19 protein-coding genes are annotated in these 16,369 nt (G+C 64.2%); 14 read left to right on the plus strand and 5 right to left on the minus strand.

The window, feature by feature from the left end:
• Window positions 1-3 precede the first annotated feature (3 nt).
• Together yihG and AC07OE_RS08890 are read left to right on the plus strand one after the other, a co-directional pair.
• Window positions 4-909 carry a 1-acylglycerol-3-phosphate O-acyltransferase, YihG family gene (yihG, locus tag AC07OE_RS08885; protein WP_495070207.1) on the plus strand — a complete coding sequence of 302 codons (906 nt, stop codon included), beginning with the start codon at window positions 4-6 and terminating at the stop codon, window positions 907-909.
• Between the two features lie 37 nt (window positions 910-946).
• A complete protein-coding gene (locus tag AC07OE_RS08890; protein WP_495070208.1) occupies window positions 947-1,876 on the plus strand; it encodes a DMT family transporter in 930 nt (309 codons plus the stop codon).
• Window positions 1,877-1,940: 64 nt separating this feature from the next.
• On the opposite strand, the gene AC07OE_RS08895 is transcribed toward AC07OE_RS08890, so the two are convergent.
• The 3 genes from AC07OE_RS08895 to AC07OE_RS08905 are packed head-to-tail and all read right to left on the minus strand — an operon-like array spanning window position 1,941 to window position 4,177.
• Window positions 1,941-2,852, minus strand: a complete 912-nt coding sequence (locus AC07OE_RS08895) for an OmpA family protein (protein ID WP_495070209.1) — start codon at window positions 2,850-2,852, stop codon at window positions 1,941-1,943.
• 25 nt (window positions 2,853-2,877) lie between these two features.
• Window positions 2,878-3,261, minus strand: coding sequence for a DUF4398 domain-containing protein (locus tag AC07OE_RS08900; protein ID WP_495070210.1), 384 nt, complete (start codon window positions 3,259-3,261; stop codon window positions 2,878-2,880).
• Window positions 3,262-3,298: 37 nt separating this feature from the next.
• Entirely contained in the window at window positions 3,299-4,177 is an 879-nt protein-coding gene (locus tag AC07OE_RS08905; RefSeq protein WP_495070211.1) for a transglutaminase-like domain-containing protein, read from the minus strand.
• 152 nt (window positions 4,178-4,329) lie between these two features.
• Here AC07OE_RS08905 and AC07OE_RS08910 point away from each other — a divergent pair, with 152 nt between their 5' ends.
• From AC07OE_RS08910 to AC07OE_RS08925, 4 genes are all read left to right on the plus strand, one after another.
• Entirely contained in the window at window positions 4,330-5,805 is a 1,476-nt protein-coding gene (locus AC07OE_RS08910) for a DHA2 family efflux MFS transporter permease subunit (protein WP_495070212.1), read from the plus strand.
• Window positions 5,806-5,987: 182 nt separating this feature from the next.
• Complete coding sequence (locus tag AC07OE_RS08915) at window positions 5,988-7,121, plus strand: DUF3734 domain-containing protein (protein ID WP_495070213.1); 1,134 nt, start codon at window positions 5,988-5,990, stop codon at window positions 7,119-7,121.
• Window positions 7,118-7,855 (plus strand): acetoacetate decarboxylase, encoded by a 738-nt coding sequence (locus AC07OE_RS08920; RefSeq protein ID WP_495070214.1) that lies wholly within the window; start codon window positions 7,118-7,120, stop codon window positions 7,853-7,855. The genes AC07OE_RS08915 and AC07OE_RS08920 overlap by 4 nt, the downstream gene beginning before the upstream one ends.
• A gap of 44 nt (window positions 7,856-7,899) precedes the next feature.
• Complete coding sequence (locus tag AC07OE_RS08925; RefSeq protein ID WP_495070215.1) at window positions 7,900-8,682, plus strand: 3-hydroxybutyrate dehydrogenase; 783 nt, start codon at window positions 7,900-7,902, stop codon at window positions 8,680-8,682.
• On the opposite strand, the gene ybgC is transcribed toward AC07OE_RS08925, so the two are convergent.
• Complete coding sequence (ybgC, locus tag AC07OE_RS08930) at window positions 8,672-9,115, minus strand: tol-pal system-associated acyl-CoA thioesterase (protein WP_495070216.1); 444 nt, start codon at window positions 9,113-9,115, stop codon at window positions 8,672-8,674. The two genes, AC07OE_RS08925 and ybgC, sit on opposite strands and share 11 nt — an antisense overlap.
• Before the next feature lie 137 nt (window positions 9,116-9,252).
• Between ybgC and cobG the strand changes: the two genes are divergently transcribed.
• Genes cobG through cobJ form a run of 4 tightly spaced genes read left to right on the plus strand, consistent with a single transcriptional unit; the run spans window position 9,253 to window position 12,506 of the window.
• Window positions 9,253-10,413 (plus strand): precorrin-3B synthase, encoded by a 1,161-nt coding sequence (gene cobG / locus AC07OE_RS08935; protein WP_495070217.1) that lies wholly within the window; start codon window positions 9,253-9,255, stop codon window positions 10,411-10,413.
• Window positions 10,397-11,029: a precorrin-8X methylmutase gene (locus AC07OE_RS08940; protein WP_495070218.1), complete on the plus strand. Its 633-nt coding sequence runs from the start codon at window positions 10,397-10,399 to the stop codon at window positions 11,027-11,029. The genes cobG and AC07OE_RS08940 overlap by 17 nt, the downstream gene beginning before the upstream one ends.
• Window positions 11,029-11,760: a precorrin-2 C(20)-methyltransferase gene (locus tag AC07OE_RS08945; RefSeq protein WP_495070219.1), complete on the plus strand. Its 732-nt coding sequence runs from the start codon at window positions 11,029-11,031 to the stop codon at window positions 11,758-11,760. The genes AC07OE_RS08940 and AC07OE_RS08945 overlap by 1 nt, the downstream gene beginning before the upstream one ends.
• Complete coding sequence (gene cobJ, locus AC07OE_RS08950) at window positions 11,757-12,506, plus strand: precorrin-3B C(17)-methyltransferase (protein WP_495070220.1); 750 nt, start codon at window positions 11,757-11,759, stop codon at window positions 12,504-12,506. Before AC07OE_RS08945 ends, cobJ begins: the two co-directional genes overlap by 4 nt.
• Here the strand turns inward: cobJ and AC07OE_RS08955 are convergent.
• Entirely contained in the window at window positions 12,467-13,264 is a 798-nt protein-coding gene (locus AC07OE_RS08955; protein ID WP_495070221.1) for a cobalt-precorrin-6A reductase, read from the minus strand. The genes cobJ and AC07OE_RS08955 overlap by 40 nt on opposite strands.
• On the opposite strand from AC07OE_RS08955, the gene cbiE reads away from it, so the two are divergent.
• From cbiE to cobF, 4 genes are read left to right on the plus strand one after another with little or no spacing between them, the layout of a single operon-like run.
• Complete coding sequence (gene cbiE, locus AC07OE_RS08960) at window positions 13,233-14,414, plus strand: precorrin-6y C5,15-methyltransferase (decarboxylating) subunit CbiE (protein WP_495070222.1); 1,182 nt, start codon at window positions 13,233-13,235, stop codon at window positions 14,412-14,414. The two genes, AC07OE_RS08955 and cbiE, sit on opposite strands and share 32 nt — an antisense overlap.
• A gap of 10 nt (window positions 14,415-14,424) precedes the next feature.
• Window positions 14,425-14,814, plus strand: a complete 390-nt coding sequence (locus tag AC07OE_RS08965; RefSeq protein ID WP_495070223.1) for a cobalamin biosynthesis protein — start codon at window positions 14,425-14,427, stop codon at window positions 14,812-14,814.
• Window positions 14,811-15,599, plus strand: coding sequence for a precorrin-4 C(11)-methyltransferase (cobM, locus tag AC07OE_RS08970; RefSeq protein WP_495070224.1), 789 nt, complete (start codon window positions 14,811-14,813; stop codon window positions 15,597-15,599). Before AC07OE_RS08965 ends, cobM begins: the two co-directional genes overlap by 4 nt.
• Window positions 15,596-16,345, plus strand: coding sequence for a precorrin-6A synthase (deacetylating) (gene cobF, locus AC07OE_RS08975; RefSeq protein WP_495070225.1), 750 nt, complete (start codon window positions 15,596-15,598; stop codon window positions 16,343-16,345). Before cobM ends, cobF begins: the two co-directional genes overlap by 4 nt.
• Window positions 16,346-16,369 lie beyond the last annotated feature (24 nt).

The following is a 16,369-nucleotide window of genomic DNA, read 5'->3' on the forward strand; positions in this document are numbered from 1 at the left end:
CCCATGCTGCACTTTTTGCCTGCGCCCCTGCTGGGGCTGATTGCTGCGTTGCTGCTCACGCTCAACATACTGGTCTGGGTACCTGTTCTGCTGTTTTTCGCACTGGTCAAACTGGTGTTGCCGTTTCGGGCCGTACGCCTGGCCATCGACCCCATCCTGTTGTTCATCGCTGAAGGCTGGATTGGCTGCAACAGTGGCTGGATGGCGCTGACCCAGCGCACCGATTGGGACGTACGCGGCTTGGAGGACCTGGATCACCACAGTTGGTACATGGTGAGCAGCAACCACCAGTCCTGGGTGGACATCTTTGCCCTGCAGCACCTGCTGAACCGGCGCATTCCGCTGCTCAAGTTCTTCCTCAAGCAGCAGCTGATCTGGGTGCCCATCATGGGCCTGGCCTGGTGGGCACTGGAGTTTCCCTTCATGCGCCGGCACAGCGAGGCCTACCTGAAAAAACACCCCGAGATGCGCGGCAAGGACCAAGAGACCACGCGCCGGGCCTGCGAGAAATTCGCCCTCATTCCCACCAGCGTGATGAACTTTCTGGAAGGCACCCGCTTCACAACCGCCAAGCATGCCCAGCAACAGTCGCCCTACCAGCACCTGCTCAAGCCCAAGGCCGGTGGCCTGGCTCTGGCGCTGCAGGCCATGGGCGACAAGTTCCAGTCCATCCTGGACGTGACCATCGTCTACCCAGACGGTGTGCCCACATTCTGGTCTTTCCTCTGCGGCCAGCTGCCGCGCGTGGTGGTGCGCGTTCGCTCCATCCCGGTGCCTACCCAGCTCCTGGGTGGCGACTATGGCCAAGACCCTGTGTTCCGCGAAGCTTTCGCCCAATGGGTGCAGCAACTTTGGCGCGAAAAAGACGCGCAGATTGCCGCCCTACGGGCACAGCACCCACCCCGCTAACCCGAACTCCGGCGCCTGACGGCGCCACCGCTGCCCCGTGTCACCCCCTACGCCTTTTTTCACCCGACCGCGCGTCGTCTTTTTGCTGGCCAGCCTGTGCTGCCTGCTCTGGGGCAGTGCCTACCCGGCTATCAAGCAGGGCTATGTCTTGCTCACCATCCACCGCAACGACCTGGCCGCCCAACTGCTGTTTGCGGGCTACCGCTTTGTAGGCGCGGGCCTGCTGCTTCTGGTGTTTGCGCGGCTCACGGGCCGGTCGTTGGCGTTGCACCGCCTGCAAACCGGACAGCTTGCACTGCTGGGGATACTGCAGACCACGCTGCAGTACATCTTCTTCTACATTGGCCTGGCCCACACCACGGGGGTGAAGGCCTCGATCCTCAATGCTTCAGGCGTGTTTTTTAGCGTGTTGCTGGCGCATTTTGTGTACCACAACGACACACTGACCCTGCGCAAGCTGATGGGCTGCGCGCTGGGCTTTCTCGGGGTGCTGGCCGTGAACATTGGCGGACTGCTGGGTGGCGGAGCGACGGAGGGTGAATTCACACTGCTGGGCGAAGGTTTCATTGTGCTGGCAGCCCTGGTGCTCTCTGCTGCCTCGCTGTACGGCAAGCGCATCTCGCAAACCATGGACTCGGTCGTCATGACGGGATACCAACTGGGCACGGGCGGCGCAGTGCTGGTGTTGATTGGCTGGATGGCTGGCGGGCATACCGGCACGTTCACCCTGGCGCCCAGCCTGCTGTTGGCGTACATGGCCCTGCTGTCGGCCGTGGCCTTTGCGCTCTGGGGCGTGCTGCTGAAGTTCAACCGCGTGAGCACCGTGGCGGTGTACAGCTTTTTGGTACCCGTATTTGGTGCCTGCCTTTCGGCGCTGTTCCTGGGCGAATCGCTGCTGGAATGGAAATACCTGGTGGCCCTGGTGCTGGTAAGCCTGGGCATCTGGTGGGTTACACAGGAAAAATAGCCGCAGCTCCCGTAGGAACTGCGGCAGAAGCTATTAAAACAATAGCAATCGGTATCAGTGACGGTCAACGTTGCGGGGTCTTGCCGGTCTCATCCGACAACACAATCTCCACGCGGCGGTTCAGCTGGCGGCTGGCCGCGGTGTCGTTGGCGGCAACTGGATAGGCCTCGCCATAACCGCGCACACTGATGCGCTCGCTACCAATGCCCATCTGCAACAGCGCCTCGCGCACCGTCATGCCGCGGCGCTCGGACAATTGCTGGTTGTAGGCGTCAGCCCCGGTGCTGTCGGTGAAGCCTTCCACCAGCACATTGCGGCTGGGGTTTTGCTTGAGCACGTCGGCCAACTTTTGCGCACTGCGCATGCCACCTGCGGTCAGGTTGGCCTTGTCGCTGCCAAACAGCACATCCCCCAACGTGATCACCATGCCGCGCTCGGTTTTCTTGGTGGACAGCTCTGCCAGTTGGCTTTCCAGCAATGCTGCGCGAGCCTGGGCGTCCGCGGTGGCGGCACGGGCTTCATCGGCCTTGCGCTGGGCATCTGCCGCGTCACGCTGCGCCATCTGCGCGGCCGTCTGGGCCTGCTGCGCGTTGGCTGTGGCCTGGTTGGCTTCGTTGGTGCGTTGGTTCAGTTGCATCTGGTCGCGCTCCCGGGCGGTGCGGGCCACTTCGGCCTCGGCTGTCTTCTGCTTCACCACCTCTTGGGTAATGGCAATTTTTTGTTGTGCCAGGTAGGCCAGCTGGTCCACCTTGGCCAGGCTCTCTCCTTTGTCTGCGGCCGTGTTGGCCTGTTGCATGGCAATGCCGGCCTGCTGCAATTCCATGGGTGCGTAGTTGCCCACGTTGGGGTTGCGCTGTACTTGGGCATAGTCGTTGCGGGCACTCTCCAGCTGGGTGGTGCTGGTGGGGCCAGACGCACAGGCGCCGAGGAATAGGGTCATCGCCAAAGCGATGGGGGTCAGGTAAGCATGTTTCATGGGGAACTCCTTGGGATATGGGGGACTACTTGACCGCATTGGCCCGGTCCAACTCTTCGCGCAATACGCGGATGTCGTCCTGCAACGCCTCAGCCACGGCCTGCGCTTTGGCGGAGTTGGCCTTGCTCTGGGCCAGCTTGGCATCGGCCTGGGCCTCGGTGGCCAGCGCTGTGGCAGTCTTGTAGTCCTTGGCGGTCATGGCCTGGTTGGCCAGCGTCAATTTCTCGCGGGCAGCAGCCATCTCGGCCGGGGCAAACTGCATGCCGTCAGCGCCGGCCGCGTTGTCCACCGCCGCTTGGGACACGGCCACATTGGCAGTGGCCGCAGTTTGGGTGCGGGTGGCGCAGCCCACGCTGGCCAAAACGGCCAGGGTGCAGACGACAAACAGGGTGGTGGTAGTTGGTTTCATTTCTTCTCTCCGGTAAATGGGGGACCGATGGTCCCGTCTAGTGGTAGTTGGCAATCCCGTCGGTAGACAGGGCGTGGGGAACGTGTTCGGGCACCACCAACACGCCTTGCGCGTTGGGGATGGCCTGGATTTGCATGATGGGTGCCGTGCCCTGCACGCCGCCAAACATGGTGGCAAAGGCGGAATCTGCTGCGTCGCGCCCCGTGGCAAAACGCACAAAGCCCATGGGGATGGCGGTGCCGGAAGGATCGAACAGGTACCAGCGGTTGCCCACAAAGGCTTCCACATAGGCGTGAAAATCGGTAGGCCCCAAAGCGGGGTCGGCGCCGTAGTCAATACCGGTGGCAAAGCGCGCGGGGATATTCACGCCGCGGCACAGCGCAATCATCAAGTGGGCAAAGTCGCGGCACACGCCGGTTTCATCCACCAGGGTGTCCAGCGCCGTGGTGTTGCCGTTGGAGGTGTTGGAGCGAAACACCACGCGTTGGGTAACCCAGTTGCAAATGGCCTGCACACGGGTATAGCCCTGGGGCAGGTGGCCAAACTCTTTGACCGCCAGGCGGTGCAGACGATCCGACTCGCAGTAGCGGCTGGGGTAGATGTAAGGCAGCACGGAACCGGGCAACTGGGCCACCGGAACCTCGGGCACCTCCAGCGGCTGGGCCACGTGGTGGGCCAGATCCACCACCGCTTCATAGCGCACGGTCAGGGGCCCGGCAAAGGCCTTGAGCCGCAGGTAGCGGTTGTGGGTCACCGCATCGGTGTACATCTTGGGTGTCACCTGCTGGCTGACTGTGAGCAACTCACTCACCACCGCCTGGTGGGCGGTCTGCGCCGCATGGATATTGAAAATGAAATCACATCCGGGCGGAGTGATGTTGTAGTTCAGCACGATGGAGAAGCTCAGGCGCAACATGGGAGACTCATCCTAAAAACCTGCATGCCAAGCCCGATGGGCAAGGTCAGCGGTGAAGTGGTCCAAGCATGGGGCCGCGCGGTCTCACTGGCTAGGGATCAGCGCCGCGACCTGCGGTAGTCGCAGTCCTACAAACCCGGCAAAATGGGCTTATGCCGTCTACCGACACCCTTGCCAGCCTGCAGGCCCGCCATGGAGAACGCTACCGCTGGTTGCTGCTCTTGTCCGTGATGATTGGGACCATGGCGTCCATCATGTCGTCCACCATCATCAATGTGGCCGTGCCGGACATGAGCCACTACTTCGGTCTGGGGCAGGACCGCATGCAGTGGGTGTCATCGGGCTTCATGGTGGCCATGACCGTGTCCATGCTGACCACGCCCTGGCTGCTAGCGCGCTTTGGCTACCGCAGCACTTACGCCTGGTCCATGCTGCTGCTGTTGGCGGGGGGCATTGCAGGTGGCTTCAGCCGCAACTTTGACCTGGTGCTGCTGGCCCGCGTGGCCGAGGGCCTGGCCTCGGGGGTGGTGCAACCCATACCCGCCATCATCATCCTGCATGCCTTTGGCTCCAACGAACAGGGACGTGCCAGTGGCGTGTTTGGCATGGGCGTGGTGCTGGCGCCAGCCATTGGCCCCAGCATTGGCGGCCTGCTGGTGGACTGGTTTGGCTGGCGCTCCACCTTCTTCATGGTGGTTCCGTTTTGCCTGGCCTCGCTCTACATGGGGCGGCGCTTCATACCCGCCTTCACCAGCGCCAACGAAGGTGATACCCAGGCCAGGAAGCCCACGCTGGACTGGCGTGGCCTGGGCCTCGCCACTGCTGTCACCCTGTGCCTGCTCAACGGGCTGGTCTCGCTGCACAGCGGGGGCTTCACCCATTCGGCGCTGATGCTGGGCACGTCGGCGCTGGCGCTGCTGGTGTTTGTCAAATGGCAGCGGCGTCTGAGCCACATCCACCGGGGCCCCCATCAGCAGGCGCCGCTCATGAACCTGGCGCTGTTCAACCACCGGCAGTTCGCCATGGGCAGCCTGGTGTCCTTCATCTACGGCACGGCGCTGTTTGGCTCCACCTACCTGTTGCCGGTGTACCTGCAGATGGGGCTGGGCATGTCGGCATCGCACGTGGGCACCATCATGCTGCCCGCCGGGATCGCGCTGGCCATCACCATTCCGCTGGTGGGCCGCCTGGCCGACAAACACCCCACGCACCTGCTGGTCAGCATCGGCCTGCTGTTGCTGGCGCTGGGCTTTGCGCTGATGGTGACCGTGGGCCTGGGCACAGCCATTGCATTCATTGTGGGCTGGGTGGTGGTGGGACGCATCGGGCTGGGCTTCATCCTGCCGTCGCTGAACCTGGGCTCCATGCGCGGCCTCTCCAAGCACCTCATTCCACAGGGTTCCAGCGTCATCAACTTTGTGCGCATGGTCGGTGGCGCAGTGGGGGTCAGCGTGTGCGCCATCGTGCTGGAGTGGCGGCTGGCCGCACACGGCCAGTCCCTGGCCCACCCCAGCACCAACCCCGAGCGACTCACGGCATTCAATGAATCGTTTCTCATGCTGGCGGCGCTGTGCGCCATTGCCGTGGTGGCGGCCTGGCAGCTGCGGCCGGAGAAACACAAACGCTGAGCCAGCCATTTGCTCCTGAATTTATAGCTGCTCGTGCATATTTCACGGGGGCGACAGGCATATTTCTTGCAAATACGTCGGTTCGGCAGCTTTACCCAATGTTCACACTTTTGCGCATTGACACTGGCCGGTGCAGCCATCACCATGGGCTGAACACCTAACCTGAGAGCGAACAACCGTACATGACATCGAATTTGGACAAAGAGTGCATCCTGGTGCTGCAAGGCGGCGGGGCACTGGGGTCGTACCAGGCCGGCGTGTTTGAGGCACTCAGCAAGGTCTACCGCGAACCCACCTGGATGGCAGGCATCTCGATTGGCGCCATTAACTCGGCACTGATTGCGGGCAATCCCCCGGCCCGGCGCGTGGCGCGGCTGCGCGAGTTCTGGGAACTGGTCAGCTCATCGCTGGCGCCGCCCACCGTGGCCAGTGCACCGCTGCGCGAACTGTTGAACGAAACCAGTGCCAACCAGGCGATGCTGTTCGGCGTGCCAGGCTTCTATGCGCCGCGCTTCCCGCCCGCACCCCTGCAGCCCCGCGGCACACTGGAGGCCATCAGCTACTACGACACCACACCGCTGCGCCAGACACTGGAGCGCCTGGTGGACTTTGATTTGATCAACACCGGTGCCGTGCGGCTATCGGTGGGCGCGGTGAATGTGCGCACCGGCAACTTTGAGTACTTTGACTCGGCCAAGCAGCGCATCGACATGCGCCACATCATGGCCAGCGGCGCATTGCCCCCGGGCTTTGCGCCGGTGGAAATTGATGGCGAACACTACTGGGACGGCGGTCTGGTGTCCAACACCCCACTGCAGTACGTGCTGGACCAACCCGCAGAGAAGCACCAGCGCACGGTATTCCAGGTGGACCTGTTTGCAGCGACGGGCGCCCTGCCCACCACGCTGCCCGAGGTGACAGAGCGCGAGAAGGACATTCGCTTTTCCAGCCGCACACGGCTCAACACCACCATGGAGCTGGACCGCCAAGTGATTGCCCAAGCCGCACAGCGCCTGCTGGCCAAGCTGCCGCCTGAGCTGCGCCATGACCCCGACGCCCGCGCGCTGGCACGCCTGCGCTGCGAAGGTGGTGTGGATGTGGTGCACCTGATTTACCGCAGCAAGCACTACGAGAGCCAGTCCAAGGACTACGAGTTTTCCCGCCTGTCCATGGAAGAACACTGGGACAGCGGCCGTGCCGACATGGCCCACACCTTGCACGACCCGCGATGGACCGGACGCGAGCGCAACGCCACCGGTGTGCGCGTGTTTGACTTGGCTTCTGACGCCACTCCTTCTGCAGGATCCCCCAAATGAACATTGCCGATGTGAAACGCAACGCCTTTGCGATGCCGCTAACCAGCCCGGCCTTCCCACCCGGCCCCTACCGCTTCATCAACCGCGAGTTTCTGGTTGTCACCTACCGCACCGATATGGACGCACTGCGTGCGGTGGTGCCCGAACCGCTGCAGATCAGCGAACCCATCGTCAAGTACGAGTTCATCCGCATGCCCGACTCCACAGGCTTTGGCGATTACACCGAGTCAGGGCAAGTGATCCCGGTCAGCTTTGAAGGTGTGGCCGGTGGCTATGTGCACTCCATGTACCTGAATGACGAAGCCCCCATTGCCGGGGGACGCGAGCTGTGGGGCTTCCCGAAAAAGCTGGCGTCGCCGCGCATGGTGGTAGAAACCGACACGCTGCTGGGCACATTGGACTATGGCTCGGTGCGCGTGGCCACCGCCACCATGGGCTACAAACACCGCGCGCTGGACACCGCGGCGGTGCGCGCAGGCATGCTGGCGCCCAACTACCTGCTCAAGATCATCCCCCACGTGGACGGCAGCCCGCGCATCTGCGAACTGGTGCGCTACTTCCTGGAAGATGTGACCGTCAAGGGTGCCTGGACCGGCCCGGCCGCGCTGGAACTGGCCCACCATGCATTGGCCCCCGTAGCCCGCCTGCCTGTATTGGAGGTGCTCTCGGGCACCCACATCCTGTCCGATATGACGCTGGGTATGGGCAGTGTGGTCCACGACTACTTGGCCTGACCCCACGCCTCCTTTTTCTACTCCACTCTGTTGAAAGCCCTCCCATGAAACTCCAGAACAAAGTCTGCATCGTTACCGGCGCTGCCAGCGGCATTGGCAAGGAAATCGCCCTCACCTACGCCCGCGAAGGCGGCAAGGTCGTCATCGCAGACTTGAACAAAGACGCAGCCCAGGCTACCGCCGATGAGATTACCCAGGCCGGCGGTACGGCAGTGGCCGTGGCCATGGACGTGACCAACGAAGACCAGGTGAACGCCGCGGTAGCGGAAGTGGTAGCAACCTATGGAGGCGTGGATGTGTTGGTCAGCAATGCAGGCATCCAGATCGTGCACCCGATTGAAGAGTTTCCGTTTGCCGACTGGAAGAAGATGCTGGCCATTCACCTGGATGGCGCCTTCCTCACCACCAAGGCCGTCATGCCGCACATGCAGCAGTCCGGCAACGGCGGCAGCATCATCTACATGGGCTCGGTGCACTCCAAGGAAGCGTCGGTCCTGAAGTCCGCCTATGTCACGGCCAAGCACGGACTCATCGGCCTGTGCAAGACCGTATCCAAAGAGGGCGGCAAGCACAAGATCCGCGCCAACGTCATTTGTCCCGGCTTTGTGCGCACGCCGCTGGTCGAAAAACAAATCCCCGAGCAGGCCGCGGCCTTGGGCATCAGCGAGGACGATGTCATCAAGAAAGTGATGCTCAAGGAAACCGTGGATGGCGAATTCACCACCGTGCAGGACGTGGCCGAGGTGGCCTTGCTGTTTGCCAGCTTCAACTCCAATGCACTGACGGGTCAGTCCATCGTCGTGAGTCACGGCTGGTTCATGCAGTAGGCACGGCCACCAGCACCTGCGGCGGAATGCGCCGCGGCTTGAGCGTCTCTGCGTGCACGCAGCCAATGCGGATGCGGCCCAGCGCCAGCAGCGTGTCGCCACGCCAGGCTTCCTGCTCCAGCACCATGCTGGCCGCGCCCTGCTCCACGACCTGAACGCTGACGGTAATCAGGTCGTCGAGTTTTGCCGGCGCCAGGTAGCGCATTTGCACCTCCGCCACGACAAACATCGCCCCCGTTTCCTCACGCAGGGCCTGCTGCCCCACGCCTGCGGCACGCAGCCATTCGGTGCGGGCGCGCTCAAAAAATTTCAGGTAGTTGGCATAAAAGACAACGCCGCCGGCGTCGGTGTCTTCCCAGTAAATTCGGATGGCAAAGGGGTTGCTAAGTTCGGGCACGGGCAATAGGCTCCAGTAGGCGGCGGTCGTCTGCATTCTATTTCTGGGGTATGACCATGGGCATGGCAATTTGATAGTGAGATACTTGAAGGCTCGCACCCCATTCGCACGGTTTTGAAACCCTTACAGCACCGCAACCGCCGCCCCCGAAATGGGTTGCCGACACCAGCACCATGAGCCTTCCGCGTATTCAAGGTTGGTGCCCAGGCGCGCTGCAGCCTATGTTGGCCGAAGACGGCTGGGTTGTTCGGATCCGCCCGCAGCTGGGCCGACTCACACAGACCCAGGCCCGTGGCATTGCAGCCCTGGCCAGCCACTATGCGCAAGACACCGTAGAGATCACTGGCCGCGCCAATCTGCAACTGCGTGGCATCACGGATATCGACTACCCGGCGTTGCTGTCAGGCCTGCAAGCATTGAACCTGGTAGATGCCGATATACGGGCAGAGTCGCGCCGCAACCTGTTGCTGGCTCCCTTCTGGCAAGTCGGCGACGGTACGACCGAGCTGGCCAACGCTTTGGCACTGGCACTGAATGCGCCCCAGGCCCCTGATCTCCCCGCGAAATTTGGTTTTGCACTCGACATCGGAGATACGCCGGTCCTGCGCGCCAGCTCGGCCGACATTCGCGTGGAGCGTTGCGATGCCGGTTTTCTGGTGTACGCCGATGGAAGCACCACCGGCGCGCTGGCGCATGTGGACGACATAGTTGCCCTTGCCATGGCACTGGCTCAGTGGTTTGTCGAAGTTGGTGGCCTCGCAACCCCACGCAAACGCATGTCGGCCCTGGTCGCGAGCCAGCGGCTGCCGCACCCCTTTACCACCACACCAGTGCCAGCTGCCGCACAGCACCCGCAGCCACTGGGCCGCGTGCCGCAGGGCTATCTGGCGGCGCTGGAGTTTGGACAATTACCCGCGACCACGCTGGCTGCGTTGGCAGAGCTGGCGCCCCTGCGCCTGACACCCTGGCGCAGCGTGCTGTTGGAAGGCGTGGACGCCGTCCCCGCCCTCCCAGACCTCATCACCCGCGCCGACGACCCGCGCTTGCGCATCCACGCCTGCACGGGCGCGCCTGGTTGCGGGCAGGCAGCAGGCACAACCCGGCCCCTGGCCCGCGCACTGGCGGCCTCCCTACCAGTTGGCAAGACACTGCATGTAACTGGCTGCAGCAAGGGCTGCGCCCACCCCGCAGCTGCATTGACAGTGGTAGCCACTGCCAACGGGTACAACCTGATTCAACACGGAAGTGCCGCCTCACCACCCGATTGGATGGGACTGACCCCGGCGGCACTGGCCACCCAGATACAACAGCAATCGCATGCGACACCTTTATGAAACCGATGGCGAGACCATCTACCGGCAGTCCTTTGCAATCATCCGCGCCGAGGCCGACCTGGCCCGCTTTGACGCCGTGGAAGAAATGGCTGCAGTGCGCATGGTGCACGCGGCCGGCATGGTGGGCCTGGAATCGCACATCCACTTCACGCCCGGCATGGCCCAGGCTACCCGAGCCGCGCTGGAGGCCGGTGCGCCGATTCTGTGTGACGTGCGCATGGTGAGCGAAGGCATTACCCGCACCCGCCTGCCCGCCAACAACGCGGTGATCTGCACCTTGCAAGATCCTGAAGTGCGTGTACTGGCGCAAACGCTGGGCACCACCCGCAGCGCGGCCGCAGTAGAGCTGTGGCGCCCGCACCTGGCCGGTGCCGTGGTCGCCATTGGCAATGCGCCCACCGCGCTGTTTCACCTGCTGAACCTGCTGCAAGACCCCGATACTCCAAGGCCTGCCGCCATCATTGCCTGCCCGGTGGGCTTTGTGGGCGCGGCTGAATCCAAGGCCGCGCTGATGGCGGCGCCACCGGTGCCGTCCATGGTGGTGCGCGGCCGGCTGGGCGGCTCGGCCATCACGGTGGCGGCCATCAACGCGCTGGCCAGCCGGAGGGAGATTTGATGGGCCGCATTGTCTGTGCCGGCCTGGGGCCTGGCGACCCCGATCTGATGAGCGTGCGCTCGGACCGCGCCATCCGCGGTGCCAGCCATGTGGCCTACTTCCGCAAAAAAGGCCGCCCCGGCCAGGCCCGGCGCATTGTGGAGGGCATGCTGGCACCCCACGCGGTGGAGTACCCGATGGAGTACCCGGTCACCACCGAGCTGCCCTTTGACAGTCCCGAATACATCCACTGCCTGGCCACCTTTTACGACAACTGGGCCAGCCGTCTGGCCGCGCTGGCACAAACCCAAGACGTACTGGTGCTGTGCGAAGGTGACCCGTTTTTCTATGGTTCCTTCATGCACCTGTACACCCGCCTGCAGGGGCGCACCAAGGTCGACGTCATTCCCGGAATCCCTGGCATGGTGGGCTGCTGGTCGGCCACACAAACGCCCATCACCTGGGGCGACGATGTCATGACCGTGCTGATGGGCACCCTGCCGGACGCAGAGCTGGAGCGGCATATGCAGTCGGCCGACGCACTGGTCATCATGAAAACTGGACGCAACCTGCCCCGCGTGCGCCGTGCGCTGCAAGCCACGGGCCGATTGGAACAGGCTTGGTTGGTAGAGCGCGGCACCATGCCGGGCCAGCGCGTGCTGCCGCTGGCCGAGGTAGATGGCAACGACTGCCCTTACTTCGCCATCGTGCTGGTACACGGCCAGGGCCGGCGCCCGGAGGTGCAGGAATGAGTGGCTGGTTGTGCATTGCCGGCCTGGGGCCGGGCGACGAGCAGTTGGTAACGCCCGAGGTCAGCGCCGTGCTGGCTGAGGCAACCGACATCGTGGGTTACATCCCTTACGTGGCGCGCATTGCGCCTCGGCCGGGGCTCACCCTGCATGCCTCGGACAACCGGGTGGAGATGGACCGGGCGCGTGCAGCGTTGCAAATGGCCGCCTCGGGCCACAAGGTGGTGGTGGTGTCCTCGGGCGACCCCGGTGTGTTTGCCATGGCGGCAGCCGTGTTCGAGGCACTGGAAGGCCAACCGCAGTGGCAGGCACTGGACATCCGCGTCCTCCCCGGCATCACCGCCATGCTGGCAGCCGCTGCCAAGGCCGGCGCGCCTCTGGGGCACGATTTTTGCGCCATCAACCTCAGCGACAACCTCAAGCCCGCCAGCCTGATCGAAGCCCGCGTGCGCGCTGCCGCTGGTGCAGACTTTGCGATGGCCTTTTACAACCCGCGTTCCGTCAGCCGCCCAGACACCTTTGTGCGCATCCTCGCCGTGTTGCTGGAGCTGTGTGGCCCCGACCGACTCGTCACCTTTGCGCGGGCCGTGAGCACGCCTGAGGAGCGCATTGCCACCGTCACCCTGGCGCAGGCCCGTGCCGATATGGCCGACATGCGCACCGTGGTCATCGTGGGCAATAGCGCGACCCGGCGGGTGGGACGGTTTGTTTACACGCCGCGTTCAGTGGCCAGGCCGGTGCTGCCATGAGGACCCGCAATCCACTGCAGCACCTCGTCGACACGTGCCACGGTGGGGCGCGGCGGGATGGCGGGACGGTCGATCAAAATGACGGGCAAGCCCAGGGCGCGTGCCGCGCGGAGCTTGGCCTCGGCACCGCTGCCGCCGGAGTTTTTGGCCATGATGTGCGTGATGCGGTGCTGCTGCAGCAAGGCGGTATCGTCGGCTACGGTAAACGGGCCACGGGCCAAAACAATGTGCCCGCGCTCGGATGGCAACTCTACCGAAGCATCCACCAGGCGCAGCAAGAACCAGTGCTGCGGCAGGGCCAGAAACGGCGTCAAGTGTTGGCGGCCAATGGCAAGAAAAACACGGGCGGGAGCTTCGGGCAGCGCACGCACTGCGGAGTCCATATCAGGCACCTGTTGCCAACGGTCGCCTGCCTGCGCCTGCCAAGCAGGGCGCTCAAGCGCCAACAGCGGAATGCCGGTCACAGCACAGGCATCAACAGCGTTGCGGCTCATTTGGGCGGCGAAGGGATGGGTGGCGTCCACCACATGGCTGATGCGCTGCTCCCGCAGCCAGGCACGCAAACCATCCACCCCGCCAAAGCCACCAACCCGCACGGGCAGCGGCTGCGGCAGTGGCGATTCGGTACGGCCAGCGTAGGAAAAAATGGCATCCACCCGCGCATCTGCCAAGGCCTGGGCCAGACGGCTGGCTTCGGTGGTGCCCCCCAACACGAGAACACGCGGTATGGCTGAACCCTGGCTTTCAATCATTGGCATGGGGGAGGATGGGCTGCATGGTCTGTCGGATGGTAGCCGCTCGGCCCTGGCGAACGCGCGGCATGTGGTCGGTGGCCCCCGGCACCTGGCCTTGGCGCAGGTGGGGGAACGCGGTATCGCCTGGCCCGTGCCGTTTGACATCGCCCCCGTGCTGGCGCTGCGCGGTCAGCCTGTCGTCGTGTTGGCCTCGGGTGATCCGTTTTGGTTTGGTGCCGGTGGCAGCTTGGCCAAGCGCCTGGATGCCCATGAATGGCAGGTGTTTCCTGCCCCCAGCACCTTCGCCTGGGCTGCTGCCCGGCTGGGTTGGGCGCTGGAAACCACACATTGTTTTGGACTACACGCCACGCCGTTCGCGACCACCCTACAGGCGCTGCATACAGGTCAACGGCTTGTCTGCCTGCTGCGCGATGGCGCGGCAGTCGCGGACTATGCGCAGTGGCTGACGGATCTGGGCGCGGGGGACTCCTGCGTCTGGGTATTGGAAGCCTTGGGCGGCTCGCGTGAGCGCGTGCGCGAGGCTACGGCACGGACTTGTCAGTTTGCCGACGTGGCTGCACCGGTGGCCATCGCGGTTGAGGTGGCGGGCTTGACTGGCATGGCGCGCACACCAGGCCGCCCCGACGCCGACTTTGCCCACGACGGTCAGATCACCAAATCCCCCGTGCGAGCCATCACGCTGGCCGCGCTGGCGCCACGCCAAGGGGAACACCTGTGGGACCTGGGCTCGGGCTCCGGCTCGGTGGCCGTGGAGTGGTGCTTGGCCAGCGGTACGGCCAGTGCTGTGGAACAGCATGCCGAACGGGTGGCCAATATCCAGGCCAACGCACAGCAATTTGGCGTGGCTGCAGCTTTGACGGTGGTGCATGGGCCTGCCTCACAGTCGCTGCAGAGCTTGCCCAAGCCCGACGCGGTGTTTGTGGGGGGCGGGTTTGATTTGGCGCTGTTCGAAGCACTTCGCGCAATCGTGCCGCAAGGTTGCCGCCTGGTGGTCAACGCCGTGACGCTGGAAACCGAGTCCGCACTGCTGCAGCTGCATGCACTGCACGGTGGCGAACTGCTGCGCATCGAGCTAGCGCATGCTGCACCGCTCGGGCGCATGCGCGGCTGGCAGCCTAGCCGTCCGGTGGTGCAGTGGAGCACCCGGTTGTGAAGGGCTGGACATGAGCGTGGCCGGGTTCGGGTTTCGTGCTGCGGCGACTACTGAGTCGTTGAAACATGCTCTGGAGCTTGCCTTGGCGCAAACGGACGCGCCTATCACCTTGACCGCGCTGGCCACGGCCTGGGACAAGGCGACAGCCCCAGCGTTTGTGCGCTTTGCCGCCGAGTGGGGGCTGCCGGTACTGGCTATTCCTGCAGATGCTTTGCGCGCACAGCCGGCCCACACCAGCGCCTATGTGCCGGCACGGTATGGCGAGCACAGCCTGGCCGAATCTTCTGCGCTGGCGGCCGCGAGCCCCGGTGCGCAACTGCGGGGGCCACGTTGCGTGTCGCCAGATCGCCTGGCCACGGCGGCCATCGCATTCGTGCTGCCTGAAAATACCTCCCCATGACTGTTCACTTCATTGGCGCCGGCCCCGGCGCCCCCGACTTGCTGACCCTGCGCGGCCGCGACCTGATTGCTGCTAGTCCGGTGTGCCTGTACGCGGGCTCCCTGGTGCCCGAGGGCGTTCTGGCGCATTGCCCCGCCGGTGCCCGTATCGTCAACACCGCGCCGCTGTCTTTGGAACAAATCATTGACGAGATTCGCGCAGCACACGCCGCAGGGCACGATGTGGCGCGCCTGCATTCGGGCGATCTATCGGTCTGGTCCGCCATGGGGGAGCAATTGCGTTGCCTGCGTGAAGAAGGCATTCCCTACAGCGTTACGCCGGGCGTGCCCTCGTTCGCGGCGGCGGCCGCCACGCTGGAAGCCGAGCTGACCCTGCCAGGCCTCTGTCAGTCGGTGGTGCTGACCCGCACCTCGGGGCGTGCCTCGGCCATGCCGGAGGCCGAGTCCCTGCACAACTTCGCGCAGACCGGGGCGGTGCTGGCGATCCACTTGTCCATCCATGTGCTAGAGCGCGTGGTGCAAGAGCTCACCCCCCACTACGGTGCCGACTGCCCCGTGGCCGTGGTGTGGCGTGCCAGTTGGCCCGACGAGCGCGTGGTGCGCGCCACCCTGGCCACGGTGGAGGCCGCGGTGGGTGATGGCATGGAGCGCACGGCGATCATTCTGGTGGGCCGCACCCTGGGCGCGCAGGACTTTGCCACCAGCCGCCTGTATGCCGGCGACTACGACCGGCGTTACCGCCCCGTGGGCACCGCCCCCCGCTTCCCCGAAGGCAGCACGCCATGATCGAGCTGAGCCTGGTGGGCATGGGCACCGGCAACCCGGACCACGTCACTCGCCAGGGCGTGGCAGCACTGAATGCGGCGGACCTGATCCTGCTGCCACGCAAGGGCGCAGACAAGGCGGACCTGGCCGATTTGCGCGCCAACCTGTGTGCGCAGTTGATTTCCAACCCGGCCACGCGCGTGGTAGGTTTTGACATGCCGGTGCGCGACAGCGCCGACCCCGACTACCAAGGCGGCGTGAACCGCTGGCACGATGCCATTGCAGAGGTGTGGCTGGCGCACATCCAGGCACATCTGCCGCAGGGTGGGCGCTTGGCCTTGCTGGTGTGGGGTGATCCGTCCTTGTATGACAGCACACTGCGCATTGCCGAGCGTCTGGCGACACAACTGCCACTGCGAGTCTCGGTGGTGCCGGGTATCACGGCGCTGCAGGCGCTCACCGCGGCCCACGCCATTGCGCTGAATGAGATCAATGCCCCAGTGACCATCACCACGGGACGCCGACTGCGCGACCATGGCTGGCCTGTAGGCGCCAGCACCGTGGCGGTGATGCTGGATGGCCAGTGTGCGTTTCAGCAGTTGCCCTCGAAGGGCATTCACATCTGGTGGGGCGCCTATCTGGGCATGTCGAACCAAATATGCATCAGCGGCCCGCTGGCGAATGTTGGTCAAAAAATCCTGGATCAGCGCCAGACTGCCCGTGCTGCGCATGGTTGGATCATGGACACCTACCTGCTACGCAAGTAGCCTTCTGAACCCAGCCTCACACGG

This window comes from Rhodoferax sp. GW821-FHT09E07 (genome assembly GCF_059416145.1).

Coding starts and splice junctions, on each gene's coding strand:
- AC07OE_RS08905 (WP_495070211.1), bottom strand. CDS start 4,177: ATGTTGCGCCTGAGCTTCTCCATCGTGCTGAACTACAACATCACTCCG.
- AC07OE_RS08915 (WP_495070213.1), top strand. CDS start 5,988: ATGACATCGAATTTGGACAAAGAGTGCATCCTGGTGCTGCAAGGCGGC.
- AC07OE_RS08910 (WP_495070212.1), top strand. CDS start 4,330: ATGCCGTCTACCGACACCCTTGCCAGCCTGCAGGCCCGCCATGGAGAA.
- yihG (WP_495070207.1), top strand. CDS start 4: ATGCTGCACTTTTTGCCTGCGCCCCTGCTGGGGCTGATTGCTGCGTTG.
- ybgC (WP_495070216.1), bottom strand. CDS start 9,115: ATGCAGACGACCGCCGCCTACTGGAGCCTATTGCCCGTGCCCGAACTT.
- AC07OE_RS08895 (WP_495070209.1), bottom strand. CDS start 2,852: ATGAAACATGCTTACCTGACCCCCATCGCTTTGGCGATGACCCTATTC.
- AC07OE_RS08900 (WP_495070210.1), bottom strand. CDS start 3,261: ATGAAACCAACTACCACCACCCTGTTTGTCGTCTGCACCCTGGCCGTT.
- cobM (WP_495070224.1), top strand. CDS start 14,811: ATGACTGTTCACTTCATTGGCGCCGGCCCCGGCGCCCCCGACTTGCTG.
- cbiE (WP_495070222.1), top strand. CDS start 13,233: ATGGCTGAACCCTGGCTTTCAATCATTGGCATGGGGGAGGATGGGCTG.
- cobJ (WP_495070220.1), top strand. CDS start 11,757: ATGAGTGGCTGGTTGTGCATTGCCGGCCTGGGGCCGGGCGACGAGCAG.
- cobF (WP_495070225.1), top strand. CDS start 15,596: ATGATCGAGCTGAGCCTGGTGGGCATGGGCACCGGCAACCCGGACCAC.
- AC07OE_RS08945 (WP_495070219.1), top strand. CDS start 11,029: ATGGGCCGCATTGTCTGTGCCGGCCTGGGGCCTGGCGACCCCGATCTG.
- AC07OE_RS08940 (WP_495070218.1), top strand. CDS start 10,397: ATGCGACACCTTTATGAAACCGATGGCGAGACCATCTACCGGCAGTCC.
- AC07OE_RS08955 (WP_495070221.1), bottom strand. CDS start 13,264: ATGCCAATGATTGAAAGCCAGGGTTCAGCCATACCGCGTGTTCTCGTG.
- AC07OE_RS08965 (WP_495070223.1), top strand. CDS start 14,425: ATGAGCGTGGCCGGGTTCGGGTTTCGTGCTGCGGCGACTACTGAGTCG.
- AC07OE_RS08925 (WP_495070215.1), top strand. CDS start 7,900: ATGAAACTCCAGAACAAAGTCTGCATCGTTACCGGCGCTGCCAGCGGC.
- cobG (WP_495070217.1), top strand. CDS start 9,253: ATGAGCCTTCCGCGTATTCAAGGTTGGTGCCCAGGCGCGCTGCAGCCT.
- AC07OE_RS08920 (WP_495070214.1), top strand. CDS start 7,118: ATGAACATTGCCGATGTGAAACGCAACGCCTTTGCGATGCCGCTAACC.